Here is a 25,833-nt window from a genome sequence, read left to right as displayed (position 1 = left end):
GACAACTCGGGGTTGCCATGCCAAATATGTGACTACAACTTGTTTATTTTTTACGACGCCTGCTATAACCGCGCTTCGCCAATTCTAATTTTGCAATCATGCCTTTATGCACTTCATCAGGGCCATCAGCTAGACGCAGTGAACGTGCTTGCGCAAAGAAACCTGTGAGCGGTGTATCTCTAGAAACCCCAGCACCGCCGTGGATTTGAATCGCCATATCGACAACTTTTTCTAAGACACTTGGCGCAACCACTTTAATTGCCGAAATCTCGGTTAATGCAGCCATATTCCCTAGAGTATCCATTTTATATGCTGCATATAGGGTCAGTAAACGTGCTTGATCGATCGCAACACGTGCTTCTGCTACGCGTTCTAAATTGCCACCGAGTTTTAAAATTTCTTTACCAAACGCAGTTCGGCTCATACCGCGGTCAATCATCAGTTCTAGTGATTTCTCAGCAGCACCAATACAACGCATACAGTGATGAATACGGCCTGGGCCTAAACGACCTTGTGCAATTTCAAAACCTTGACCAGCGCCGCCAATAAAGTTTGCAACAGGAACACGAACATTTGTGAAGCTAATTTCACCATGTCCATGTGGTGCATCGTAGTCACCAAATACTGGAAGCATACGTTCGATTTTTACACCCGCCGTATCGACAGGAACTAAAACCATTGAATGCTGATGGTGACGGTCTTTGCTTTCATCAGGTGTATGCGCCATAAAGATAATGATTTTGGCATTTGGATCACCTAAACCTGAAGACCACCATTTACGGCCATTCAACACAATTTCGTCGCCTTCAACGACAGCCGTAGCTTCCATATTGGTGGCATCACTTGAAGCAACTGCAGGTTCCGTCATACAAAACACCGAACGGATTTTTCCGTCTAGTAATGGTGTTAACCACTGCTGCTTTTGTTGTTCCGTGCCATAGCGCCAAATCACTTCCATATTGCCGCTGTCAGGTGCATTGCAATTGAATACCGTAGGTGCAAGTAAGCTACGGCCTGAAAGTTCTGCGATGTGTGCATATTCTTGTACAGATAAGCCTTGCCCAAGTTCAGGACAAGGTAAAAACATATTCCATAAGCCCTCAGCTTTGGCTTTATCCTTTAAAACCTCTAACTGTGCCGGCCATTGCCATTTGGTCCAATCACCACCTTGGTTCAACTCATGAACTTCTGCCCAAAACTCAGTTTCTACAGGCTCAATTTCATCTTTAATAAATTTTTTTGTTCTTTCAATATAATCTTGTGCACGTGCTGAAAGTTCAAACATGACAATATCCTTTAAATATTATGTTCTTTACGCTTTACAACACCATAACCTGAAATCTAATATGAACAAAATGATTTAATTCAATAGATGAACATGAATAGTATTCATAAAAACACCGTCATTGATATGGGTGTTTTCCACCGTATGGATATCAATTTATATCCACTGTATATCGCAGTTTATGAACAAAAAAGCATTTCAAAAGCAGCACAAATTTTGTGTATTACTCAGTCTGCAGCGAGTCATGCACTTCAACGTTTAAGACAACATTTACAAGATGACTTATTTGTACGTGCTGGGGCAAAAATGCTCCCGACTCCATTTGCTGAACAGATTTATCCCGTAATTAAAAATGCGCTTATTGCGATTCAAAGTATTTCTATCCAAAAACAACAATTTACTCCTTCAATGGTACAGAGCTTAAAAATTGCCGTACATGATGAAATTGAACCGATTATTTTTCCTAAGTTAGTTGAACACTTTCAACAGCAACAGTTTCAGATCCAATTTTCCAGTATTAAATTAGACCGCAAAACCATTGTGGCTGACCTTGCTGCACAGCAAATCGATTTTGCGATTGATCTTGAGCAAAACTTTGGTGAAAAAATAAATTTTCAAACTTTAGTTGAAGACCAATTCGTGGTTTGTAGTCAACATTCCAAGATGGATGAATCTATTTATCTTTCTGCTCCTCACATTGGGGTTTCTTCCCGACGTGCAGGTGTATTAGTTGAAGATTTTTATTTAAATCGTAAAAAACACTCTAGAGAGATTTTTTTACGCTGTCAGCATTACTCTACTGCGCTACAAATTTTGGCACAGCAACCCAAGGCGATATTGACGATTCCGCAAAATATTTTGACGCATTTACAGGTTGCTCCCGAACTGAATATTTTTGATGTACCTGTAGACTTGCCGAAAATTAAATTAGGGATGTATTGGCATAATGATTTGGAATTAAATTCACGGCATGTTTTTTTGCGAAGCGAAATTTCTAAAATATTTGCTTAGGCTATTTTCAATAGGACACCACTTTACTTAGGCTATTTGCATGTATTTAGATAGAGTTTTGCGTGATGAAACTTGCTGTATATTTATAGATCAAATGCTGATTATTTAAGGTATTTTTAACTGACCGTCGGTTTGTTCGACAGCCATATATCATGAGTTCTTATAAAATCTAAACTCCTGTTTTTATGCGATATGACCTCGTTCATATCATTGTGTATGCTTTCAAATCTCTCCGCGAATTGGCTCATGGCTTTAGGTGCAGTACTGTGCCTGATCACAGTCTATGTTCTTTATAAAGTCACCATTTTCTTAAAGGATTTTTTCCAACCTTTTAAGAAAGGAAAATCTTACCTCTGTCGTGTATCTGATATTAGTGATGGCGACACCCTCACCTGCTATCGGATGAATCTAAGACGTTCTAAAACCAAACTTCGCTTTGCTTATGTGGATGCGCCAGAATCGACACAAGCCTACGGTAAAGAGTCCGCTCGACTGATCAAATCCATGGTTTACAAGAAATTTGTTCGCGTAAAAATCACTGATGTAGACCGTTATGGCCGCTGCGTTGGGGTTATTTATCGCTATCGTAAATGCATGAATGAAGAAATGGTAAAACGTGGTGCTGCGTGGGTTTACGAAGAATACATCCGTGACCAAAAGCATTTGCACTATATGATGAATTTACAAAGCAAAGCACGTAAACAAAAGAAAGGTTTGTGGAAAGCCAGTCGTCCAATGCGCCCTAAAGAGTATCGTAAATTACATAAATAACAGACCACATTACAGCATGGCTAAGGAATATTTGACGACTTAGCCATGTCTAATATTTGACCTTTTTTTACTTCGCTATACAATAATGCTGCCCTTTTGGGCATAGAAAATAAATTAGATAATTAAAATTGGAATAATAATGACTGAACTTACTTCAAGCGAATTGAATCCGTTTCAACAAGATCAAAATATTCAGCCTCAAATTCAAAAAGCCGATCATCCACTGTCTCCTGAAGGACGTTTTGGCCGCCTGTCCTATTTAGCGTGGTTATTTATCATTAGCATGATTTATACCTGCTTATTAGGGATCAGCGTCGCGCTGGGACTTTTTGCATTTTTCAATTCAACAGAACGTAGTATTGAAGCACTTTTTAATTCATTTTTAGGACTCAGTGCAATCGCACTGATTGTCGTTTCCATTATTGCAATGTTTGTCGCAATGATCTGCATTACGATTCGTCGTTTACATGATCTAAATAAAAGCGGTTGGCTCTGTTTAATTTTTCTAATCCCTCTGGTCGGTACCATCTTTAGCATTTATGTGATGGCTGCAAAAGGCACCGAAGGTGAAAATAAATATGGCATAAAACGTCCAACGGAACAAACAGAGAAAGTTATTGGGTCATTGTATCTAATCCTGATGATTGTTTATTTATTGGTCATGATCCCATTGATGTTCAATATGCAAAGTATGATGAACAATTTAGAACAAGCGCAATTACAAGAACAAGCGATGATGTCTGATAGTGAACCTGAATTAACGGATGAACAAATTGCGGCTTATTTAGAGCAAGCTGAATCAGAAGGTGAAGAACTTGCTTATGCAGATGGTGAAAGTGTAGAAATTTCAGAAAATGCAGAAAATGCAGACAGTTCAGCGGAAGATGCAGCAATTGCAGCTGCAGAAGCTTCTGTAGAATAAACACGTATTGTTTAAGGTATCAATTCAATGATATACATTGAACGATAAGCTTTAAATGAAATGTTATGCAAAAAAACCTGTGTGCGCACAGGTTTTTTTATACCTGTTTTTTATGCTTTGAGTTGTTCACTTGAATTCAAAATAAATAAGGCATAAAGTTGCGATAATTTAGTTACCCTAGTTAACTATCATGAATTCCACATTAGGTTTCCGCTCTTCACTTCTACGCTGTGCGCGTTTGATGAGTGATGAAATCAACACGATTTTATTGCCCTATCAATTGAACTATTCGCTTTGGCAAGTCATGTTTGTCATCCGTGAAAAAACCGCTTGTACATCTATTGAAATGGCGGAATATTTAAACGTATCCAAGCCATCTATCACAAAGCGAGTCAAAATTCTTGCACAGATGGATATTTTGAGTCATGTACAAACTGACGATAAACGTCAAAAGAAAATGATGCTCAGCGAGACTGGACGTGAGTTATTTCAGCAATGTGCAAAAGACATAGATGCCTTTGAGCAGCGCCTGATCGCGCCAGTAGCAAGCCAAGATATCCAACACTCCATTCAAATTTTACACCGTGTCATGCAAGAACTTGAACAAAACACTATAGGTGATGATCATGCAAGATAACGCACCACTTTGGACTCGAAATTTTATTTTAGTCAGCGCCATTAACTTCCAATTGGTTTTAACCTTTTATCTCTTGGTTGTGGTGATCGTGGGCTATGCGGTGGCTGAATTGGGTGCGACTACAGCCCAAGCAGGTTTAGTTTCAGGCTTGTTCATTGTCGGCACATTGGTCGGGCGTTTATTGGTAGGCAAGTTCCTAGAACGCTTTGGACGTAAAACGACACTGATCGTTGGTTTAATTGGCTTTTTAATTTTTTCTGGTTTTTACTTCATTCAGTCTGGCGTCGGCATGTTGCTCTTCATACGCTTTATGCATGGCTTTATGATGGGTATGGCATCAACAGTGCTGGGTACCTTAATTGCCCAAATCTTACCAGCGACACGTCGGGGTGAAGGCATTGGCTACTACAGCATGAGTAGTACGTTAGGTACGGCTATTGGGCCATTTCTTGCAATTTGGATGATGTTACACATTGGTTATCACGCGATTTTTATCGTTTCTACGATTATCGCATTGAGCTGCCTATTGGTTGCCTTACTGATTCAAGTGCCCGATTTACCCAAAATCAATAAACCTCTTGATACTGTTGAAGCCGTCAAAAAACCAAGTTGGATTGCTCAATTTGTAGAACCGAAAGCATTACCGATATCATTCATCATGCTTTTCGCTTCAATCTGCTATTCAGGTGTTTTATCTTTCATTAACTTCTACGCCAAAGAAATCGATTTGGTTGAAACAGCCTCGTTTTTCTTTTTGATGTATGCCATTGCGATTTTAATTTCTCGCCCATTTACAGGCCCGTTAATGGACCGTAAAGGTGAAAATGTAGTGATCTACCCTGCTTTTGTGATTATGGGCGTGGCATTGGTATTACTCAGCATCACTCAGAGTTCATGGATGCTTTTACTTTGTGCAGGCCTACTTGGACTCGGTTATGGCAATATTCAGTCGGTCTGCCAAACAGTTGCAGTAAAAAGTGCTCCGCTTGAACGTATGGGCTTTGCCACTTCGACTTTCTTTATCTTTTTGGATGCAGGCTTAGGCTTTGGACCATACTTTATCGGTAAATTGCTCGACCATATTGGCTATTCACAATTGTATTTGTATAGCGCATTTGCTGCCTTTGCATGTATTGGTGCCTACTACATTTTACATGGTCGTTATACCGTTCGAACCGCTTAAACTATAACTAAACATCAAATCGTCGGCTGAAACGTCGACGATATTCTAAGGGGCTCAGCCCCGTTTTTTTTTGAAATAACCGTCGAAATGAGCTTGGGTCACTATAGCCGACCTCTCGCATAATCAGATCTAAAGCATGTCCCGTTTCTTCTAAACGCTTTCGTGCAGCTTCAATCCGTATTGATTGTAAGTACTGATTCGGTGGAATATCCAAAGCCGTTTTAAAATGTCGAATCAATGTCCTCGTTGTGACATTAAACTGCGCCGCAAGTTCATCTAAGACAATATTTTCATGATAATGCTGTTCCAACCAATCTTGAACTTTTTGCACCAAACCATCCTGATGCGGTTTAGATATTTTCAATAAAGAATAGGACAACTGACTATCACGACGATAATCCAATACAAATGATTTTGCCGTATGGATTGCCGTTTCAAAACCATAAAAACGTTCTATTAGGTGTAGTCCCAAATCAAACCATGCTAAGCCGCCGCCTGCACAATAGATATTTTGGTCATGGCTAATGAGCTGATCTGCATTCAGTCTTACCAAAGGATAGCGTTCACGAAACATTTGCTGAAAGCCCCAATGCGTCGTTGCCTGCTTACCATCTAAAAGCCCTGCTTCTGCCAGAAAAAAGTTACCCGTACAATTTCCTGCGATCAGTCCGCTTTGCAATTGCCGAGTTTTTAATAATTCGATCAGTGCTGCGTTTTGCGCTAAAACATCTAAGATCGGCGCACCTATCGTTGGGACAATGATGACATCTGCATCTGTTATTTCAGAAAATGCTAAATCTGCAAAAAGCTTGATGCCATTGATACATTGTACTGCTTGACTATGTTGTGAGGCAATTTTGACCTGAAATAGCCGCTGCACATTTTGTTTTTGGATCCGGTTCCAACTGACTCCCGCCATTGCAAATAGATCAACAACCCCTGTAATCGCAGAAGCCAAAGCACCATCAAATGCTAAAATTATGATTTTCTTCATTTAAAGTTCAAATTATCAAAATGTCATTTTTAACTTATTAAGTGTCATTATTGACAATTCTATATCTAAAAATCAACTGCTAGGCTTAAGACATAAAATTCAACCCGATTAGAGATTGAGCAATGGCGCAGTTAATCAATGACAAAGATTTAAATTTTTTGCTATTTGACGTGTTTAAAGCGCAAGACTTAACGCATTACCCACGTTTTGCTGAGCATGATGCTGAAACCTTCAAAAGCATCCTAGAAACTGCACAAGGTATTGCTCAAGACTTTTTTGCACCACATAACGCAACAGCCGATCAAAACGAACCTACGTTTGATGGTCAACAGGTTAAAACCATTGCAGAAGTCAAAACGGCATGGAAGCAATTTGCAGATGCCGGCTTGCTTTGTGCGCAGCATGATTATGATGCAGGCGGTATGCAACTTCCGACTTTGATCAACATGGCTGCAAATGCTTATTTCATGTCAGCAAATCCTTCATCAGTGGCTTATTCATTTCTAACCGCTGCGGCTGCAAATGTGATTCAAGCTTTCGGTACGACTGAACAAAAAGATATGTTTGTACCGCATATGTTCAGTGGTCGCTTTGCAGGAACGATGGCTATGACTGAACCTGATGTGGGTTCATCTTTAGGTGATTTGACCACAAAAGCTATACCGCAAGCCGATGGTACCTACCTCATCAAAGGCCAAAAGATGTTTATTTCAGGGGGTGACCAAGACATCACTGAAAATATCGTGCATTTGGTCCTTGCTCGCATCCAAGACGCACCTCAGGGCGTAAAAGGTATATCTCTGTTTATTGTTCCGAAGTTTAAAACCCTGAGCGATGGTTCACTTGCAGGCGCCAATGACGTTCAACTGGCTGGCTTATTACATAAAATGGGCTACAGAGGTACAACATCGACAGTACTGAGCTTTGGTGAAAAAGACCAATGTACAGGCTATCTGATTGGTGAAGCAGGTGCTGGTCTTAAATATATGTTTAAGATGATGAATGAAGCACGAGTCGGTGTCGGCTTAGGTGCAGCCATGATTGGATACCGTGGCTATTTAGAGTCACTCGAATATGCCAAAAACCGTCCACAAGGTCGCTTAGTATCAGATAAAAATCCTGCCTCAAAACCTGTCAATATTATTCAACATACAGATGTTAAACGGATGCTTTTGGCACAAAAATCCTATGTGGAAGGCGCACTCGCATTATGCCTATTTGCTGCACGATTAATTGATGAACATCAAGCCGCTAACAATGAAGACAGCGCGTTGTTATTAGATTTGATTATCCCTGTCGTCAAATCATTCCCTTCCGCCTATGGACCAAAAGCCAATGATTTAGCCATTCAAGTTTTAGGTGGCGCTGGCTATACCCGCGAATATCCACTTGAACAATGCTATCGCGACAACCGCTTAAATCCGATCCATGAAGGTACATTTGGTATTCAATCTTTGGATTTGTTGGGTCGTAAGCTTTGGCAGCACAACAGCAGAGGTTTGATGCTGTTATTACAACGTATGCAAAATACGATTGATCAAGCTCAACATCCAAAAACGGAAGCGCTTGCAGCGATTTTTTCAGGGCATTTAAACACGGTGAAGAAAACCACACAAAGTTTGGGACAAGTCCTCGCACAAGGTCGTGTCGATCAGGTACTGGGTAATTCTGCCTTGTATCTAGACATGATGGGCAAAGTCATCATTTCATGGCTATGGCTTGAAATGGCTAATCAAGCTCTTGTGAAATTTGAACATTCAGATTTAGCTGAAGATCAACAATTCTTAGCCGGTAAATTACAAGCCGCGCAATATTTTATCCGCTGGGAATTACCTGAAATAGAGCACCAAGCCAAGTTATTGCTAGAACTTGATGATACTTGCCTCAACATGCAAGAAAGTTGGTTCTAGTCACCCGTTTAGCTCAGTCCTCAATGGGCTAATCTGGACAAGGTTTTCACGGATGAAAATCTTGTCCAACCCTATCTATTTCAATATAACTGCAATAAAAAAGGAACATAGTTTCGTTCCTTTTTTATCAAGATAGTGTGCTATACGCCGCAATTATTGGAAGACTTTAAAACGAGCGGCATCATCCATATAGCCTTTTTCTTTCGCTTCACCTTCCACTGAACCAAAAACCAATTGAGCACGAAGTTTCCAATGCGCAGGAATGTCCCATTCCGCATGCACTTGTTCATCCACAATTGGGTTGTAATGCTGTAGTGATGCGCCTAAACCTTCGGTGTGTAACGCAGTCCAAGTCGCAAATTGGGCAATGGCAGTTGAATGCTCTGCCCAAATCGGAAAGTTTTCTGCATAAGACGGAAACTGTGCTTGTAGAGCACTGACCACATCTAAATCTTCAAAGAACAAAACCGTACCTAAACCTGCTGCAAAACTTGCCATTTTACCCGTCGTCTTCGCAGCACTTTCTTCATCTTTTGCATAAGATTTTAATTTGTCAGCGACTAAGCCCCAAAATTTTTCACTTTCACCAGTAGAGTCTGTTGATATTTAATTATGCTCATTTAGAGATATTTATGCAGCTGATTTTAAATTAATTTCTGTATGAATAATCGTACAGCCTTGCTGAGAATGAATTTTGAAATTTCCGCCTATCCGTTCTACACGCATTTTCATACTTCGCATGCCGATACTCATGCCATGATTTGAAACACTCTCAACATCAAAACCTACGCCATCATCTTCAATGGTTAATAACAATGCGCCATTCTCGAACTGTGACAGCGTTACATTGACATGATTAGCTTGGCTATGTTTCACAATATTGGTCAGGCTTTCTTCAATTACTCGTATTAAAGTCAGGCACTGAATTGCCGTTGGTTTGATCGCCCACTGCGAAGGAATGCACCATTTGGCATTCATTTCCACTTCATCCATCAACTGGCTAAAGCGATGTCGAACTGGTGCGATCCAGAGCAAAGGTGAATCTGGCACTTTGCTGTCCAAAGATGATCCACTATCAATAATTTGCCTTAAATCATCGCGCAGTAATTTCAACATCGACAAGAACTGTCTGTTTGGAATATTACTTTCACATTGGTCAACCAAAATCATCGAGCGCACAATAGATGCGCCCAGACCATCATGCAGATCATGTGATAATTTAATCCGTTCCTGTAAGCGTACATTACTCAGTTCAAGCTGATGTTTATCATTCAAGCTACTGCATAATTCATCACTGACTTTCTGAACTTCAAATGCCAAATCATCATTATATTTTTCAATTTTCTGTATATTCCGATTGAGTCTCGCCCCCAAGATCACCACGATAAATAAGGTAATAATCGGTGAGGTAAATGGAGATAACGGTGTAAAACCATGTTTTGGAAAGAGGGCCAGTACTGTGATGTCTACAATGACCATCACAATAATCGCAGTCAAACAAAGTGCTAATAAAGTATAATCCCTTCTTCTTTCTTTAAAACTAATCCAGCAAAGATAAATGTAAGTGATAAAAAAGAGGCTGCAATATAATAAGAAAATGAGGCTCGAAATTTCCGCATTTCGCTCAAACGGCCAAATACACACTACACCAATCAGAGATGCTGTCAGCATGGTAAATGACAGCTCAATGCGAGGAAATTTACGCCCAAGAAAGCGCAAAATATAGATGCTAAAACATTGAAAGTACAGCATTGCAAATATCAAATTAGCTTTGGTGGAAAAAACCGAATTTGGATATGGAAAGGTTTCAGTGGTCAGGGCATTACTGAGAAATAAAATCCACAACACTGTTGAAAGCGCAAACCAGCCAAAACTGGTATCACGAGGACGCATCAACCAAATGATAAAGCAAATTAGACCCAAGACCCCAGAAAGAAAAATATTTAACTGTAATATGGTCCGACGTGTAAATGTTGTTTTTTCGGCTTGCTCTACCGTTGCCATTACATTGTTAAATACTACTGGGCCCAAGCCAGCATTTAAACTCGAGTAGCCATAAACATAGATCAAGGTTTCATTATGATCATGCTTGATTCCACTTATCGGTAAAATCCAATAGCGTGCAACATTCCAACTTTTAGAGACCGGTTCTTGAAGATTTTTATTGGTCCACAGCAAGTCGCCATTCAGAAAGACTGAACCCGTATTAATAATGTAATCAACATATAGTGCGATGGGTTCTGCCAAACGCGCATTATTTTTACAGTACCAAGACCAGTCTAATTTATACCAAGCACCACCTTGATAACCCTCCCAGTCTTTATCTTCTTTCCAACGGTCAGGTAATTGCGTGGTTTTCCATCCCGTTCTGGGTAATTCTTGATTGGATGGTGTCTTCACCCGTGAAATGCTATTCACAGTTACATTACATTGATCATTTACAGGGAAAACTTGCTCTGCATGACTCAAGCTCCCCCATACTAAACAGAGGATAAATAAGAAAAAATATCCTCCTTTACGCATTATAGAATACCCATAGATCTTGCTGTACTCACGGCTTTGGTACGTTTCGTTACGGCTAATTTGCGATAAATATGTTTAATATGGCTTTCTACCGTATAGCGTGAAACAAAAAGCTGTTCAGCAATCTCACGGTTACTCAAACCTTGAGCAACCAAACATAAAATTTCTTTTTCACGACTGGTCAAGAGGTTCAAGTCTGCTTCATCGGCGACTGTTTGTTCTGGACTTGGCGCTTCGGCTTCGGATATTTGTTTAAGGATTTCTCGTGCAATAAATGGGTCAATCGGCGCCCCACCACGTAAAATACTCCGAATAGATAAAAGTACTTCAGCATCATCACGTTCTTTTAATACATAGCCCGTTGCACCTGCTTTAATTGCGGCAAATAAGCTTTCTTGTGTACTCCATGCAGAGACAACCAAGATCATGGTATTACTTTCGAGGGAACGTATTTTTTCAATAATTTCGATACCACTACCATCAGGCAAACCTAAGTCAACTAAGGCTAAGGATATCGGTTGGGTCTCTACGGCTTGAATAGATTCTTTAACATTTTTGGTGAAGATAAGCTCTTCCCGCTTATAACCCAGCTCTGTCAAAATTTGACGTAAACGTAATTGAATAATTTCCTCATCTTCAACGACGAGCACCGGTACGGGTAGTATGACTTCTTGTGGTGACATGATTTACTTCCCCCGAAAAAATGAAATGTCTTTTACATTAATGAGTTTAATCCTTTTAGGATATCCCTATAATTAAGTAAATTTCTTATTTTTTAACAATTTATTCTAATTCAATTGATGCAGCTATGATGCATTTTTCTTCTAATTTTAAATCCATTTAACATTACAATATGTGTATAGCCATCAGTCTGACTATACACTGCACTTAGCTTAAACTTGAGTGTGATTAGCTCAAATATTGCTTCTTCAGATATTTTACAATTTTTTCAGATTCAAAAAGTTCTACACCAGTATTAGGATCTTTCAAATATGGCACTTGAATATTGTTCCCCATGATTTTTAACACTTGTTCACGCTTGCCACCTTTCAGGGGTACATATTTACCAGGTCTTAAGCGCATTACCGCTAATCCCTGATCTTGCCAACGTTCCTTAGCCACATTATGAAAGATATATGCCAATTCCATTTCAGACAATGCGCTACGTACGATACGTGTATATGGACTCGCTTCAAAACCCCATAGTTCTAAGAGTTGAGTTGGTGCATCACGATGAATGACTTTACGCTGCACCCACACGCCTTGAGCCCCATTAATTAAGGTTCCAACATAGGCAACATACGGAATTTTAGGATAACTGGCATATTTCTTAGGCGTTTGGCCAGTTTTACCATAATGTTTAAATAGATGATGAATAATTTGCTGAGATTCGTACAAACGATCCCCTGTATTGTCATCCACCAAGAAAGGAAATTGTTGTTTTCCACCTAATTTCTGCACGTCTAAACGGTATTTTTTAGCCCCTTTGGGACATGGGTAGACCTCATAATCCAAATTGAGTGTGGTTAGTACTTCTCGTACACGACGACAATACGGAGAACCTTCAAATTCGTAAAGTTTAAGGGCTTTTTCAGGTTGTTTCGGATAAGGCGTCCCATTTGTACCACGTCCGCCCTCTGCTACGCCTGAGAGCAACGCTTGCGCCACTTTTAATTGATGCAACAACATACACTTCTTCCTTTCTTCTTTTATTTCGTATTTTTATACAACAACCGAGAGTCCTCAGCTGATGTTTGTATTTACTTTTTCACATTTATATCGTCGTGAGCAAGAATCACGCTTTCATTTCACGACTAAAAATTCAAACACGCTTATAAAGCAACCAATTGCTCTTTTGAAACAACGATGCCGTTATTATCAGCATAGATGAAATCACCAGACTGAATGTTTACACCACCAAAACTTAATGGAATATCTGTTTCACCCACGCCTTTGCGGTTACTTTTTTGTGGAATCGCAGCCAAAGCATGCACACCTAAATCAAGTTCGGCAATCGCATCGACATCACGCACACAGCCGTAAATAATGACACCATTCCAATGATTATTGACTGCAGATTCAGCAATCATATCGCCCATCAAGGCACAGCGCATCGACGCACCACCATCCACAACCAATACTTTACCCGTACCATCGGTTGCCAATAATTCTTTAACACGAGAGTTATCTTCAAAACATTTAACCGTCACCACCTGACCGCCAAAACTTTTTCGTGCACCATAACTTTGAAAGAATTTACCATCCAAAGACGGGATCACCACTTGTAATTCTTTGTCTGGATGATCATCAAGTAAATCACAGGTGACGAATGGAACTGTAGACACGGTATTTCCCTCATTTAATTGTTAGTATGCGTAAATTATCATAAATCTCGAACTTTTCAGTCTGAGTTTGTGCCGCCTCGACCATAGTATTAGCCACTTGCTGTGCTGTCACTGGCTTAAATTTGAAACGATCAGGTACAAAATGCGAAAAGCGCATATAAAGTTTCTGTGTCGCATCTTCTAAACGTCGAGATTCATGACGCTCACCAAGTAACAGCGAAGGTTTTAAAATCGAAAGTTGATTTAACTTTAAGGTTTTTAAATAATATTCCAATTCACCTTTGACTCGATTATAAAAAAACGCGGAATTGGCTTTTGCGCCCATTGCACTGACAATGATCAGATGTGTGTCTGTATATTCTAATAATTCAGCAAAATGCGCATTGATGCTAAAATCAATTTGATAAAAATGATCTTTAGACCCTGCTTTTTTAATCGTCGAGCCTAAACAACTAAAGGCATGACTATAATCTCGCACATCATCCTGAGTCAGGGAAAGAAAGTCACTGATCACCATTTGTTGAACTTTTGCCAATCCATTCAGTTCATGGTCACGTTGACGTACCACAGCCGTAATATTCTTACATCCTGTATTTTGACTGAGCTGACGAACCAGTTCCCGCCCGACCAATCCTGTTGCCCCAATGACAATTGCATTCTCTATACTTTTAGTCATTTTTCATACAATCTCAATCACTTTAGACTAATCTAACGTTTTCTTTAAAATTTTTCTGCATCTAAAATGTTGTCAAAGCATGTCAAGACTTGACTTAAGCGCTTAGTTTAATCACAATATGGCACTTGTTTACGGGCTGGTGATAGTTCTTCTGATGTTGGTTTTCAGATGTAATTTCAGCCCGCCCAGACCAATCTATTTCAAGGAGTGCACGAGTGGCAAACTCTGCTCAAGCAAAAAAACGTGCTCGTCAAAACGTTAAAGCACGTCAACACAACGCAAGCTTACGTTCTATGGTTCGTACTTATCTTAAACGCACAGTAGCTGCTATTGCTGCTGGTGATTACGCTGTCGCTACAGAAGCTTACAAAAAAGCTGTTCCTGTAATCGACCGTATGGCTGATAAAGGCATCATCCATAAAAACAAAGCTGCTCGTCATAAGAGCCGTTTAAATGCACAAGTTAAAGCTTTAGCTAACTAATTTGTTGCGATGAAAAAAGCCCTTTTTAGGGCTTTTTTTGTGCCTATCGATTTTTAAAGGCAAAAAAATAAGGTCCTCGATGGACCTTATTTTCTATTTACAGATTATTTATTAATCAGTTTCATATTCGTCGCTGATAAATATGTCCATAATAAGTTTTGGCTTGCTGTCAAATTTGTCCAACGTTGATTGCCACCATTGGTACAGCTATATCGAATTAAATCCGCACGGTTATTTTGCAAACGTCCCGTATTTAAATCCATACATTGACCACTTTGACGAATCGTTGTAGTCGCAGGGTCCATGGTCCAAATTTGGTTGGTTTGGTTTAACACACAACGTTCTAGCGTCACTTTAGCTGAACCACCGTTGCCTGTAATGCATTGATCTGGATTTGACTTGCTGTGTACACGACCAATCGCATCATATACCCACTGTTCCGATTCGTCCGCAGTACATCCGCTTGGACCACTAATATATAAGTTTAATTTTCCATCGGTTAATGTTTCTGCTTTCAAACAGTTATTACCATTTTTGATCAATGTTGCCTGATCAAACAAACCTTCCTGAGATACTGAAAGCTTTGTCATAAATGCGTCGAGTTCGCTTTGTGCCTCAGGAACTTGATTGGTTAGGTCTTGTGCATACACATTCATCCAACGATTTAGTCGGTATGCTGTGTTTTGTTGCGACTCATAACGGGTTAATTGCTGACGCGCCACACTATTCATCAATGACTTGTCATTTTTATATGACTCATACAGCATTTTTTCAGTTGGATTAAGAGCAACAACAGCATTTACAGCTTGCGCTTCCAAAGCACTTTCTAATTGAGGAAGTTCGATAGCACGCAATGCACTATAACCATGCTGACGTCCAATTTTGACGGCCGGCTTGATCGCTGTGCTGTAAACTGGAATATCAATATTTGCTAATAACTTGGCTTCTTCACCTGCTTTTTTACAATACAAATCAACTTTCTGTGGTTGATCTACCAAAGCTAAATTGACATGCAATTTATTGGCATTACTACCTAATCGTGCAGGTGCTAAAGCAATATTGTTGACTTTATTCGTGTATTGCACATTCAACCAACATGCCGCTTGATCCAAAGCGGTATTGGCAGCATTTAAGTCATACACATTACCCCAGTTTGAACGTGCCGCAGGATATAACAAACCGACTTGATTGACAGGATCATAACCACCTAAAATGGTAATGACAGGCTGACCAAATACTCGTGGTCGTGGATAATTTTGATCTGCGTTATACCAAACCGGAGCCGTCGAATTTGGCATCTTCGGTTGAGCGACTTCCATTTCACGAGTGGTTTTATTCCACTTTTTGTAGCCGGTAGGTGATGTTTCATCCCAGACATAACGGTCAAAGTGCGGTTGAATTTTCAGGAATGTGCTGTAACCCGTATAGTGTGTGTAGCGTGATACATTACTATCAGGATACCCGCCGGACATGGCATCTTTTCCGTACGGGAACAAATTTTTAAAATTTGGGATACCATTCGCTCCATCCCACTTCCATGTCGCCGTCCATGATAGATTTCCGCGCATTATATTGCGATTGGCAATATAACCCCATCCACTGTCCGCATGATGTGCAGCCCAAAATAGATTGTCACCTACCTGACCAGGGTAATGTCCTAAACCATAGTGATGGCCAATTTCATGGCTAAATTCATTCCCTACAGAATCATAAAGCGTGAGCATGCCATTACCACCACTCAGTCCATGAGTATGCACACCATTGGCATAGTTCCCCTTCGTATGATGGACAACTACTGTTTGGGTTAATTGTGGCTGACTTTGATTGGCCATAGATGCACTGGTAATACCCCAGTTAGCAAGGTTTATACCAACACTAAAGGTTGATTTACCGACATCCTCACGCATGTCTCCTGCATAAACACCACCATCTCCGGCACTTTTACTGTCATAAATAACACCTGAGGAAACCATTGCACGTGTTAACTGCATATCATCATATTGTGCAACGGTCATTTCTGCTGCAGGAATGGTTTGGAAATAATCGGTACCCGCTTTTTCAGGCTCAAGCAGCATATAGTGACCGGTAGAATTTGGCTTATCTGCCAACATACCAACACGGATATTATTTAAAACCAATTCACCTGGTGCAGCAAAATCGATTTTATCTTCAGCCAATTCACCGCTGACTTTATTTGCATCGATAAATTTTAATCTTAGACCGGGTTTAACTTCATCCCAATTGAGTTTCGTGGTCCACGCGCGTTTACTGTACCAAACATCTGGACGACCTCTTTGCCCACTCTGGTCTGAAACAGGCATTTGCGTCGGATCATCCAATGTCGCGGTACGAATTAAGCGGTTGTTTTGATAGATTTCTACTTTGAGTTGCTTGATGTTTTGCATATCAAGTGTTGGCGTCACGATAAGCAGCGCTTCTTTTTCACTGGTTAACTGTGGCATTTTCTTGGCTTCGTTCGCATTCGGATCGACGACATGACTTTGACCAAATTGAACTTGCGCTGAAAAGTTGCCGACTAAATCATTTCGTATTTCACGAACAGCATCATTTGCATCGTAGTCATAAAAGCCAATACTGGTATCATCGACTATGTCTTGGGTCGGTTCTGGATAATTTGCAGTTGATGCAGAACCACTTGAGCTATCACCACCGCCTCCACCACCACAAGCAACTAACATGAATGACACAATACAAATTGATAATTTGTTATATGAAAAATCTATCACACTTTTCACTACTATTCCCCAATTAGCCACAAAAAAATCCAATAAAGAGACTTACATAAAATATATAAATCAATAAGTTACAACAAATATAATGCTATTTTCTTTTTATTAATCATTCAATTGCCGCGTTTTGTCACTTATTAACAATTCAAATTAAATCTAAATATTTAGTATTGGCTGAATCACGATTGCTGTGACAGGTACTTCACTTATCAACTAAAATTAAGGTGTAGTCCTTTAAATACAATCGTATATTCCCGACAAAAATTGTCAGGATATTTTTAGAAACTTTGTAAATAAAAATTTTTAGAAATGGTTTAATCCCATATATTTTTTATGGTATTTTAATTTTCATCCTAGGCAGCCATTGCTGTACAAATGAAAAGAGGGATAAAAATGTCGATTAACCAATTTTTGCCATCATTAGAAAAATTTGCAGAAGCAGAAAATCAATATATTGAATATTTTACATCGAAAGGTGAAAAAGACATTTTAGGTAAAGTCATTTCAAATATGAAATCGACCGCTGAGATTCAAGCCTCTCAAGGCGTAGACTCATGGTTAGCATATGGCGTGTACTTACCAGCTGTAGAACGTATTTTTGCACTGCATCAAGGGGAAACAGAAGCTGAATTTTTTGAACGCACACAATATCCAGTTGAAATCGTACAAGCGTATAGCATTAAAGATCATGACATTGCGACCTTGATTGCCGCAGACAAATACAGTCGAATCCACCAACAACATCTCCCTGTCAATACTAGCCGCTGGCCTTATAGTGACGACGGTTCAAGTATTGATTTAAATCAGTATCCTGCACGAATTAAAGCCAATATTTAATCTTTTATTTAATGAAATATTGAAGCAGATAAAAAAGGCATCCCGTACATGGATGCCTTTTTTAAATATTTTGTATGCGCAAAAATACTTAGAGTTGCTGCTCAGCCTGCTGAAATTCACGAATATTTAATTCATTTAGTTCTCCACGCCAAATCCATTTCAGTTTAGATTCAAGGAATACATCTCCTTCAAACCAAACAAATAAACCTTCCATCATTTTCGGCCAGTCTTCGCGTGTCACGATATTTTTACCTGAAATAATGGCAAGAATTGCAGCCAAAATCGTATCATGACTCACCGCTAGACTCAGACCATAATCATTGGTTGGATGAGTGTTGTAAATCAACTCCAAAACATCTACCACCCCATGAATGGGCTGTTTCATACCCGGCAAAGCATTATTCACAAAACTATTGATAAAGCCTAAAGCACCTTGCTTTTGAAAGTATGGTCCTGCTTTTTTAATATCGAGCACAAAACTTCCCGGCTCGACCAATAATCCTTGTTCAATGATCTCGATATGGTGGGTATTCGGTTCAATCGTGACATTATCTGCACCTTGAATCATCAATGCCGCCGTATCCACACAGCGCTGAATTGGACTCGAAATACAGTGCTGAATAACACGATCGGTATTTTCAACCAAATAGCTGCCCCACGCTTCGGCTAAATCACGTCCTTGATGGGTCAGTTGCAAGTCATAACCGGCCAAGCCTTGTCCTTGTACAACTTCACGAATGGAATGACGTGTAAACAATGTTACAGGCGTCTTTTCATCCGGCAATAAGTCTATTGCTTTCAGCATACTAGGAGGGAGCAAATCTAGGGCCATAATTGACAGTTCTTAAATGCAGGAGATTTAACGGAGTGTGCTGACACTATAGCATGAACCCGATTTAGCTCAAGTTTTGTCAGGCATGTTTGCCAAAGCATTTAAGGCCAATTCTTTCATTTCGGCATTTTTAAATGCAATAAATCCACCATTTAATAAAGTCGTGCGTTGGTTATATAGAAATGCGCGACCTTTAAAATCAACCAAACCACCACCAATACGCTCGATTAAACATTGTCCAGCGCTGGTATCCCATTCACAAGTCGGATGAAAACGCGGATAAATATCCACTCGATCTTCTAACATCATACAAAACTTATATGCACTACCAGCATGGTATGCCTGATAAGGACTAAGTTTTTCTAAAGCGTCTAGATAGTCCGTATAAATCGGCTTATTTTTGGCACTTTGACTCAAGCCAACGTGTACGACACTCTCTGCAGAGGTTTGAACATATTCATACCATGCAGTGGACTGGCTATCATATTTCAGCGGCAGTCCCGCAAAAGGACAAATATATACACTATATTCCCCCGGAATTGCCAATATGGCAAAGGTAGTATTAGCACCCTCAACCAAACTCAGATTAATGGTAAATTCAGGTCTTTTATGTAAAAACTCTTTGGTACCATCTAAAGGATCAAGCAGCCAAAATTTTTGCCATTGCATACGTTCAGACTTGTCACCTTCCTCTGACAATACAGGCAAGCAAGAAACTTTAGATAATGCTTGGGTAATATAGCTATTTGCACGATAGTCAGCTTGCGTTACAGGTGAATCATCACTTTTACGTTCCACATCAAAATCCGCACCTGAGCAATAACGCTGATATTCTTCTCGCAAAATTTCGCAAGCTTGTGTCACAATGGGAACCAACTGCAAAATCAGTGGGTCTTGCGGTGCTGTTGTTGTTTTAAACATAGAATACCTTTATATGCCAAATTACTCAGAAAAGCCGACGATCATTTTCGATATGGACGGTACTTTACTCGATCTTGCTTATGATGATTTCATTTGGAATGAGCTGCTGCCAATTCGTTATGCTGAACAGCATCAATGCTCACTCGAACAAAGCAAGCAAACGCTATTTAGTTTTTATCAACAGCATAATCATACCCTAAAATGGTACTCATCTCGCTTTTGGACGTCACAAGTTGGCGTTGATGTTTTGGCAATGCAAATAGAACAAAAAGCCAAAGTGGCTAAACGCGAAGGCTGCATTAAGCTGCTTACCTATCTTAAAGAAAATGGCTATCCTATTTGGCTTGCGACCAATGCCGACTTTGCAGGCTTACAATTCAAACTCGAAGAAACCGGTCTTCGTGATTATTTTGATGTTATCGTCAGTTCAGAAACGCTCGGTCATGCCAAAGAGTTTATTGAGTTTTGGCAAATATTAGCAAGCATACATCCGTTCGATGCAAAAAATTGTTACTTCATTGATGACACAGAAAAAGTGCTTAATGGTGCAAAACTTTTTGGGATTGAACAGCTCTATTCGATTCAGCAGCCTTCATCTGCCAAAGCGCCTCGCGAGACTTGCAATTACCCAATGCTGTCCGCATTAACAGATTTAATCCCTATTTTAGAAGCTCAAATGATTGAGCAAGCCGAGGAACAGAAAAAATATGCGTAAATCAAATCTAGCCGAAGATGCGGTTGGTATGCGTATAGACAAATGGTTGTGGGCTGCACGTTTTTTTAAAACACGCTCTATTGCCAAAAATGCGATTGAAGGCGGTAAAGTTCATCATAATGGCGAACGCGTTAAAGTCTCTCGTGAAGTTCGTGTAGGCATGGAATTAACCATTGCTCAAGGCCTTGAGAAAAAAACCGTGGTGGTAAAAGCACTGTCGGATGTTCGTGGGCCTGCCCCAACCGCTCAGCTGCTTTATGATGAAACTGAGGTCAGTATTGCAAAACGGGAATTGCTCGCATCACAAAGAAAGTTGCATAATCTAGCTCGGCCAGATCATCGACCAAGTAAAAAAGATCGTCGAGATATTGGTAAATTTAAAAGAGAAAATGATCAACAGTTTGACCAGCAATGGTCTTATAATGATGATTAAGTTAAAGCGTCACAACATGTCGCACCTGTTGTGATTTTCATAGAACAAAAGGATGATTTCTGTCACTATACCCTCGTGGAACAGATTTAAACTGAATACATCCACTTGAGTATATTGTTTCGTGACATCGTATTGAGGTTGTAAGATGGATGATAATAAAAGCAAGGCGTTAAATGCGGCCTTAAGCCAAATTGAAAAGCAGTTTGGTAAAAACACCGTTATGCGTCTTGGTGATAATACTGTACAGGCGGTTGAGGCTGTTTCTACGGGTTCTTTAACACTAGATATCGCACTAGGTATTGGTGGTTTACCTAAAGGTCGTATCGTAGAAATCTACGGTCCTGAATCTTCTGGTAAAACGACTATGACATTACAAGCCATTGCCCAATGTCAAAAAACTGGCGGTACTTGTGCATTCATCGATGCTGAACATGCATTAGACCCTCAATACGCACGTAAACTTGGCGTAGATATTGATAACTTACTTGTTTCACAGCCAGACAATGGTGAACAAGCACTTGAAATTGCAGACATGCTGGTACGTTCAGGTGCCATTGACCTGATCGTTGTCGACTCTGTAGCTGCACTGACCCCTCGCGCCGAAATTGAAGGCGAAATGGGTGACTCACACATGGGCTTACAAGCTCGCCTGATGAGCCAAGCACTGCGTAAAATTACCGGTAATGCGAAACGTTCGAACTGTATGGTGATCTTCATTAACCAAATCCGTATGAAGATTGGTGTAATGTTTGGTAGCCCAGAAACCACAACTGGTGGTAATGCACTTAAATTCTATGCATCTGTACGTTTAGATATCCGCCGTATTGGTCAAGTGAAAGAAGGCGACGAAATCATTGGTTCAGAAACCAAAGTGAAAGTTGTGAAAAACAAAATGGCTCCTCCATTCCGTGAAGCGATTTTCCAAATTCTTTATGGTAAAGGCGTGAACCATTTAGGTGAGCTTGTTGACCTCGCAGTACAACAAGAAATTGTTCAAAAAGCAGGTGCTTGGTATTCATACCAAGGTGACAAGATTGGGCAAGGTAAAAACAATACCATTCGCCACTTAGAAGAACACCCTGAACTTGTGCAAACTATCGAAAAACTGATTCGTGAACAACTTCTGACTACGGGTACAGCACCTGTAGAAGACAAAGACGAAGAAGAACCAGACTTTTTAGATGCTTAATTACAGCATACTTTAATAGTAGACGAAACGCCCTACGGGGCGTTTTGTTTTGCACTCAAAATTTGTATTAAAATGACCCCATGACTAAAGACCATTTTCCACTCTTGCTCGACTACGAAGCACTAAAACAACAGTTCGCAGAAGCTGAAGAACCTACCTGCGCAAATCATACTGCACAAACTGACATTTCACATGACAATACTTCGGTGACCGATCACTCTGCGTTGCATTTTGATGCCAATGGTAAAGATGTTCATGCTGAAAAAAAACCAGGACTGCGCGGCTCTCGTTTACGCTCCTACGCCTTTGCAGTACTCACACGTAAAGAATACTCAAAAGCGGATTTAATTGAAAAATTAGCACTGTATGCGGATAGTCGTGAAGAAGTCATACACTTGGTGGAAGAACTCGCACGTGAGAACTATCAAAGCGATCAACGTGTAGCAGAAATGCTGTTGTCGAGTCAAAAGCGTAAAGGTAAAGGTCCCAACCGTATAAAGCTCGCTTTAAAAAATAAAAAAGTAGACAGTGAATTAATTCAGGATGAATTAAAAGAAACAGATTGGGTCGCCGAAGCCTACCAGCTCAAGATCAAAAAATTTGGCAAAGCTGTTGAACGTGATCCAAAACAAAAAGCCAAACAAATACGTTTTTTACAATATCGAGGATTCGATCTCGATACGATTTTTAAAGTGATTGCACGTAAAGAATTTGATGCCGAATAACAAAGATATAGATCTAAATAAAGAATTAATAAAACTAAAATAAAGAAGAATCTAGGATTAAAAAAAATGAGAGGAAGTTTAATTTATTATGATTGAAACTGGTGGCAACCCTACCAGCAAGACTTCGGCACATCATATTTCTACTACCGTTGCTACCTTCCGGTCCTGGCGGGGTTTGTAGAGTACAATTGCGAAGTAACCGGCAGGGCTACCATTGCAAGAACAGAGTATAGAGATTTTTGATAAACATGCAAGACTAAAACCAAGAATTCCTGAGTAGAAAACACTGTTTGATTATTTATAAATCAATATGATGGTCGATGATGTAGAAAACGTGAAACATCATCACTATATTTTTACTTTAATACACAACAAGATTGTAAAAGCTTATTGCAATTCAGAACTTTGGCGTTTTTAATGTGCTTATCGTTTTATCTAAAGCAGTCTGTAATAAAACTATTCAATACGGACATGCTTGCAACTACATGGAATTTTTATGATGTTTAAACAGCATGTATTGTGTGCCCTTACATTGACTTGCTCAGGTACGCTATTTGCCAATATTCCAATTGAATCTCGCGGTTTGAGTGGCGCAGATAATGGCACTGTGTATACAGCAAATAATACAGCCATTCAAACAGGTGCTGGCTCTACCCCTACGCCAACAAATTTAAATTGGCAGCTCATGCAGAAGAACCAACAGCTCGAAAATGAATTGCGTAGCTTACGCGGTAAAATGGAAGAGCAAGACAATATTATCGAACAATTAAAAAGTGAACTTACAAACCGCTATGCAGATTTAGATCAACGTTTAGAGCTACTCCAACAAAAAGTAGATCCGAGTGAAGACACAGAGGCTGCGGAGGATAACCAACAAGGTACTGCACCCAGTAGCAGCTAATATAGCCCCTACACCAGCTAAACAACCTACGACCCAAGCAACATTAAGCTCATCTGCAAAACAACCTGTAAATGCAGGTGGTGACTCACTTGAGCTTGAGAAAGCAGCTTATACCGTTGCTTTAGATGCATATAAACAAGGTGGTGCGAAAAAAGCCATCGCACCGATGAAAAATTTTATTAAAAATAATCCTAACAGTGTTTATATTAGCAATGCATATTTTTGGCTAGCTGAATTCAACCTTGCTGTTGAACCGACTAACTACGCAGAAGCGAAAAAGAACTATGGTATTGTAGTAGATCAATACCCTGAGTCGACTCGTGCACCTAGAGCGTTATATCAACTGTATAGCATTGCAAAAGACGTAGATCGAAACAGCAGTTTAGCAACGCAGCTCAAAACCAAGCTTACCCAAAAGTACCCAAAATCTGAAGAAGCAGGCTTTGTTAAAAAATTGGACTTTTTTTAACGCAAAAAAAAAGACACCTTATAAGGTGTCTTTTTTTATTCGCAGCATTTAGCGTACGATACCGCGCTTAGACTGCTCAAGTGAGTCGATCAACAATTGCGCTTCTGCCACTTCAGGCAAAATTTCAGTACGAATACGTTCAATCGCTTCATTCGTCGTTAATCCATCTTTATAGATCAATTTAAAGGATTCACGTAAACCTTGAATCACATTTTTAGACCAACCTTTACGACGCATTCCTTCAATGTTCATGGCAAAAGCATGGGCTGGATTACCAGATACCATGACATAAGCAGGTACATCTTTCAAAATAAGAGATGCACCACCAATCATACTGTAAGAATCGATTTTACAGAATTGATGAATACCAGAGTTACCACCTACGATGACATAATCACCAATGTGGACATGACCTGCAACGCCGACGTTATTAGCAAAGATATTATGATCACCTACCACACAGTCATGTGCAATATGTGTATTCACCATCAATAAATTATGACTACCAACTTTAGTTAGACCCTGATCTTGAACAGTACCACGGTGTAAACTACAGTGTTCACGAATCGAGTTATGATCCCCGATTTCTAACCAAGTTTCTTCACCAGCATATTTCAAGTCTTGGCAGACTTCACCAACACTGGCAAATTGAAAAATTTCGTTATGTTGACCAATACGGGTATAACCACCCACCACAACATGTGAATGCAGTTTAGTACCCGCTCCAATTGTGACTTGAGGACCAATAATACAATATGGTCCAATTTGCACATCCGGAGCAATTACTGCTGATGAGTCAATAATGGCGGTAGGATGAATTAATTCGTTATTGCTCATGCTGTCTCTGTTTTCTGATGCGAAACCATAATTTCCGCGGTTGCTGCGACTACGCCATCTACAGTGGCAACACAATTATATTTGTAAATGCCACGCTTTTGCATCACTAATTCTGATTTTAATACAAGTTGATCGCCTGCAACGACTTGTTTTTTAAATCGGACCTTTTCTGCACCAGCAAATAAGAACAACGAACCAGCTGAAGGTTTCTCATTATTCATAATGAAACCTAAGATACCCGATACTTGCGCCAATGCCTCAACAATCAGCACGCCCGGCATAATTGGGTATTCAGGGAAATGGCCTTGTAAAAATTCTTCGTTAATCGTTACATTTTTATAGCCTACAATCCCGTTGTCAGTCACTTCAACAACACGATCAACCAATAAAAACGGATAACGATGTGGCAAATATTCACGAATAGTCTGAATAGTCATTGGTAATTCAGGTTTTGTGAAAGCTGGGGTATTCGACTCTGTCATCAT

General features: G+C 39.9%; 24 protein-coding genes, 1 other RNA gene and 2 pseudogenes. 13 read left to right on the top strand and 14 right to left on the bottom strand.

Translation table 11 applies throughout. The annotated features are described in order from the left end of the window. Positions 1-43: 43 nt before the first annotated feature. A complete protein-coding gene (locus FTV11_RS09560; RefSeq protein ID WP_180073900.1) occupies positions 44-1,285 on the bottom strand; it encodes an acyl-CoA dehydrogenase family protein in 1,242 nt (413 codons plus the stop codon). A 93-nt stretch (positions 1,286-1,378) separates the two neighbouring features. Between FTV11_RS09560 and FTV11_RS09555 the strand changes: the two genes are divergently transcribed. From FTV11_RS09555 to FTV11_RS09535, 5 genes are all read left to right on the top strand, one after another. Continuing rightward, positions 1,379-2,296 carry a LysR family transcriptional regulator gene (locus FTV11_RS09555; RefSeq protein ID WP_180073899.1) on the top strand — a complete coding sequence of 306 codons (918 nt, stop codon included), beginning with the start codon at positions 1,379-1,381 and terminating at the stop codon, positions 2,294-2,296. Positions 2,297-2,512: 216 nt separating this feature from the next. Beyond that, positions 2,513-3,067 carry a thermonuclease family protein gene (locus FTV11_RS09550; RefSeq protein ID WP_078193824.1) on the top strand — a complete coding sequence of 185 codons (555 nt, stop codon included), beginning with the start codon at positions 2,513-2,515 and terminating at the stop codon, positions 3,065-3,067. A 139-nt stretch (positions 3,068-3,206) separates the two neighbouring features. Further along, positions 3,207-3,989 carry a DUF805 domain-containing protein gene (locus tag FTV11_RS09545; protein WP_180073898.1) on the top strand — a complete coding sequence of 261 codons (783 nt, stop codon included), beginning with the start codon at positions 3,207-3,209 and terminating at the stop codon, positions 3,987-3,989. A gap of 190 nt (positions 3,990-4,179) precedes the next feature. Continuing rightward, entirely contained in the window at positions 4,180-4,626 is a 447-nt protein-coding gene (locus tag FTV11_RS09540; protein ID WP_180073897.1) for a MarR family winged helix-turn-helix transcriptional regulator, read from the top strand. Beyond that, entirely contained in the window at positions 4,610-5,809 is a 1,200-nt protein-coding gene (locus tag FTV11_RS09535; protein WP_373685415.1) for an MFS transporter, read from the top strand. The genes FTV11_RS09540 and FTV11_RS09535 overlap by 17 nt, the downstream gene beginning before the upstream one ends. Positions 5,810-5,816: 7 nt before the next feature. On the opposite strand, the gene FTV11_RS09530 is transcribed toward FTV11_RS09535, so the two are convergent. Continuing rightward, positions 5,817-6,803: a GlxA family transcriptional regulator gene (locus FTV11_RS09530; protein ID WP_180073895.1), complete on the bottom strand. Its 987-nt coding sequence runs from the start codon at positions 6,801-6,803 to the stop codon at positions 5,817-5,819. 122 nt (positions 6,804-6,925) lie between these two features. On the opposite strand from FTV11_RS09530, the gene FTV11_RS09525 reads away from it, so the two are divergent. Further along, positions 6,926-8,713, top strand: a complete 1,788-nt coding sequence (locus FTV11_RS09525) for an acyl-CoA dehydrogenase (protein ID WP_180073894.1) — start codon at positions 6,926-6,928, stop codon at positions 8,711-8,713. 153 nt (positions 8,714-8,866) lie between these two features. Here FTV11_RS09525 and FTV11_RS09520 read toward each other — a convergent pair. The 6 genes and pseudogenes from FTV11_RS09520 to FTV11_RS09495 form a co-directional block, all read right to left on the bottom strand. Further along, a pseudogene (locus FTV11_RS09520) lies at positions 8,867-9,301 on the bottom strand (nitroreductase family protein); the annotation flags it as partial. Between the two features lie 42 nt (positions 9,302-9,343). Then, entirely contained in the window at positions 9,344-11,182 is a 1,839-nt protein-coding gene (locus FTV11_RS09515) for an ATP-binding protein (protein WP_257222166.1), read from the bottom strand. A 53-nt stretch (positions 11,183-11,235) separates the two neighbouring features. After that, complete coding sequence (locus FTV11_RS09510) at positions 11,236-11,919, bottom strand: response regulator transcription factor (RefSeq protein ID WP_078188703.1); 684 nt, start codon at positions 11,917-11,919, stop codon at positions 11,236-11,238. 226 nt (positions 11,920-12,145) lie between these two features. After that, entirely contained in the window at positions 12,146-12,925 is a 780-nt protein-coding gene (locus FTV11_RS09505; RefSeq protein WP_180073893.1) for a glutathione S-transferase N-terminal domain-containing protein, read from the bottom strand. A 143-nt stretch (positions 12,926-13,068) separates the two neighbouring features. Next, the gene (rraA, locus tag FTV11_RS09500) at positions 13,069-13,581 is read right to left on the bottom strand and encodes a ribonuclease E activity regulator RraA (protein WP_180034795.1); all 513 of its coding nucleotides are present in this window, start codon (positions 13,579-13,581) and stop codon (positions 13,069-13,071) included. Between the two features lie 10 nt (positions 13,582-13,591). Beyond that, complete coding sequence (locus tag FTV11_RS09495) at positions 13,592-14,257, bottom strand: NAD(P)H-binding protein (RefSeq protein ID WP_180063658.1); 666 nt, start codon at positions 14,255-14,257, stop codon at positions 13,592-13,594. A gap of 215 nt (positions 14,258-14,472) precedes the next feature. Between FTV11_RS09495 and rpsT the strand changes: the two genes are divergently transcribed. Continuing rightward, positions 14,473-14,739 (top strand): 30S ribosomal protein S20, encoded by a 267-nt coding sequence (gene rpsT / locus FTV11_RS09490; protein ID WP_078188707.1) that lies wholly within the window; start codon positions 14,473-14,475, stop codon positions 14,737-14,739. Positions 14,740-14,843: 104 nt separating this feature from the next. Here the strand turns inward: rpsT and FTV11_RS09485 are convergent, their stop codons facing one another. Beyond that, positions 14,844-17,438 (bottom strand): M66 family metalloprotease, encoded by a 2,595-nt coding sequence (locus tag FTV11_RS09485; RefSeq protein WP_180073892.1) that lies wholly within the window; start codon positions 17,436-17,438, stop codon positions 14,844-14,846. 444 nt (positions 17,439-17,882) lie between these two features. On the opposite strand from FTV11_RS09485, the gene FTV11_RS09480 reads away from it, so the two are divergent. Further along, the gene (locus tag FTV11_RS09480; RefSeq protein WP_180066534.1) at positions 17,883-18,326 is read left to right on the top strand and encodes a hypothetical protein; all 444 of its coding nucleotides are present in this window, start codon (positions 17,883-17,885) and stop codon (positions 18,324-18,326) included. Positions 18,327-18,414: 88 nt separating this feature from the next. Here the strand turns inward: FTV11_RS09480 and FTV11_RS09475 are convergent, their stop codons facing one another. Together FTV11_RS09475 and FTV11_RS09470 are read right to left on the bottom strand one after the other, a co-directional pair. Beyond that, positions 18,415-19,158 carry a histidine phosphatase family protein gene (locus FTV11_RS09475; RefSeq protein WP_078188709.1) on the bottom strand — a complete coding sequence of 248 codons (744 nt, stop codon included), beginning with the start codon at positions 19,156-19,158 and terminating at the stop codon, positions 18,415-18,417. 69 nt (positions 19,159-19,227) lie between these two features. Then, positions 19,228-20,079 (bottom strand): 3'(2'),5'-bisphosphate nucleotidase CysQ, encoded by an 852-nt coding sequence (locus FTV11_RS09470; RefSeq protein WP_180073891.1) that lies wholly within the window; start codon positions 20,077-20,079, stop codon positions 19,228-19,230. A 13-nt stretch (positions 20,080-20,092) separates the two neighbouring features. Here FTV11_RS09470 and FTV11_RS09465 point away from each other — a divergent pair, with 13 nt between their 5' ends. The 4 genes from FTV11_RS09465 to FTV11_RS09450 all read left to right on the top strand — a co-directional run bounded on the left by FTV11_RS09465 (position 20,093) and on the right by FTV11_RS09450 (position 23,141). Beyond that, positions 20,093-20,794 (top strand): HAD-IA family hydrolase, encoded by a 702-nt coding sequence (locus FTV11_RS09465; protein WP_180073890.1) that lies wholly within the window; start codon positions 20,093-20,095, stop codon positions 20,792-20,794. Next, the gene (locus FTV11_RS09460; protein ID WP_168377604.1) at positions 20,787-21,227 is read left to right on the top strand and encodes an RNA-binding S4 domain-containing protein; all 441 of its coding nucleotides are present in this window, start codon (positions 20,787-20,789) and stop codon (positions 21,225-21,227) included. Before FTV11_RS09465 ends, FTV11_RS09460 begins: the two co-directional genes overlap by 8 nt. 145 nt (positions 21,228-21,372) lie before the next feature. Continuing rightward, positions 21,373-22,416, top strand: a complete 1,044-nt coding sequence (recA, locus tag FTV11_RS09455; protein ID WP_180054430.1) for a recombinase RecA — start codon at positions 21,373-21,375, stop codon at positions 22,414-22,416. An 80-nt stretch (positions 22,417-22,496) separates the two neighbouring features. Further along, a complete protein-coding gene (locus FTV11_RS09450) occupies positions 22,497-23,141 on the top strand; it encodes a regulatory protein RecX (RefSeq protein ID WP_180004627.1) in 645 nt (214 codons plus the stop codon). A 108-nt stretch (positions 23,142-23,249) separates the two neighbouring features. Here the strand turns inward: FTV11_RS09450 and ffs are convergent. Beyond that, an RNA gene (ffs, locus tag FTV11_RS09445) (signal recognition particle sRNA small type) lies at positions 23,250-23,346 on the bottom strand. A gap of 291 nt (positions 23,347-23,637) precedes the next feature. Between ffs and FTV11_RS09440 the strand changes: the two are divergent. Continuing rightward, positions 23,638-24,511 (top strand): annotated as a pseudogene (locus FTV11_RS09440) (YbgF trimerization domain-containing protein). Between the two features lie 48 nt (positions 24,512-24,559). On the opposite strand, the gene lpxA reads toward FTV11_RS09440, so the two are convergent. Beyond that, a complete protein-coding gene (gene lpxA, locus FTV11_RS09435) occupies positions 24,560-25,348 on the bottom strand; it encodes an acyl-ACP--UDP-N-acetylglucosamine O-acyltransferase (RefSeq protein WP_168377606.1) in 789 nt (262 codons plus the stop codon). Continuing rightward, a complete protein-coding gene (fabZ, locus tag FTV11_RS09430) occupies positions 25,345-25,830 on the bottom strand; it encodes a 3-hydroxyacyl-ACP dehydratase FabZ (RefSeq protein WP_171263789.1) in 486 nt (161 codons plus the stop codon). Before fabZ ends, lpxA begins: the two co-directional genes overlap by 4 nt. Positions 25,831-25,833: the final 3 nt, after the last annotated feature.

Source organism: Acinetobacter sp. YH12231, assembly GCF_013417755.1.
In the GTDB taxonomy this organism is placed as follows: domain Bacteria; phylum Pseudomonadota; class Gammaproteobacteria; order Pseudomonadales; family Moraxellaceae; genus Acinetobacter; species Acinetobacter amyesii.
This window is presented reverse-complemented; position numbering and strand designations above follow the sequence as displayed.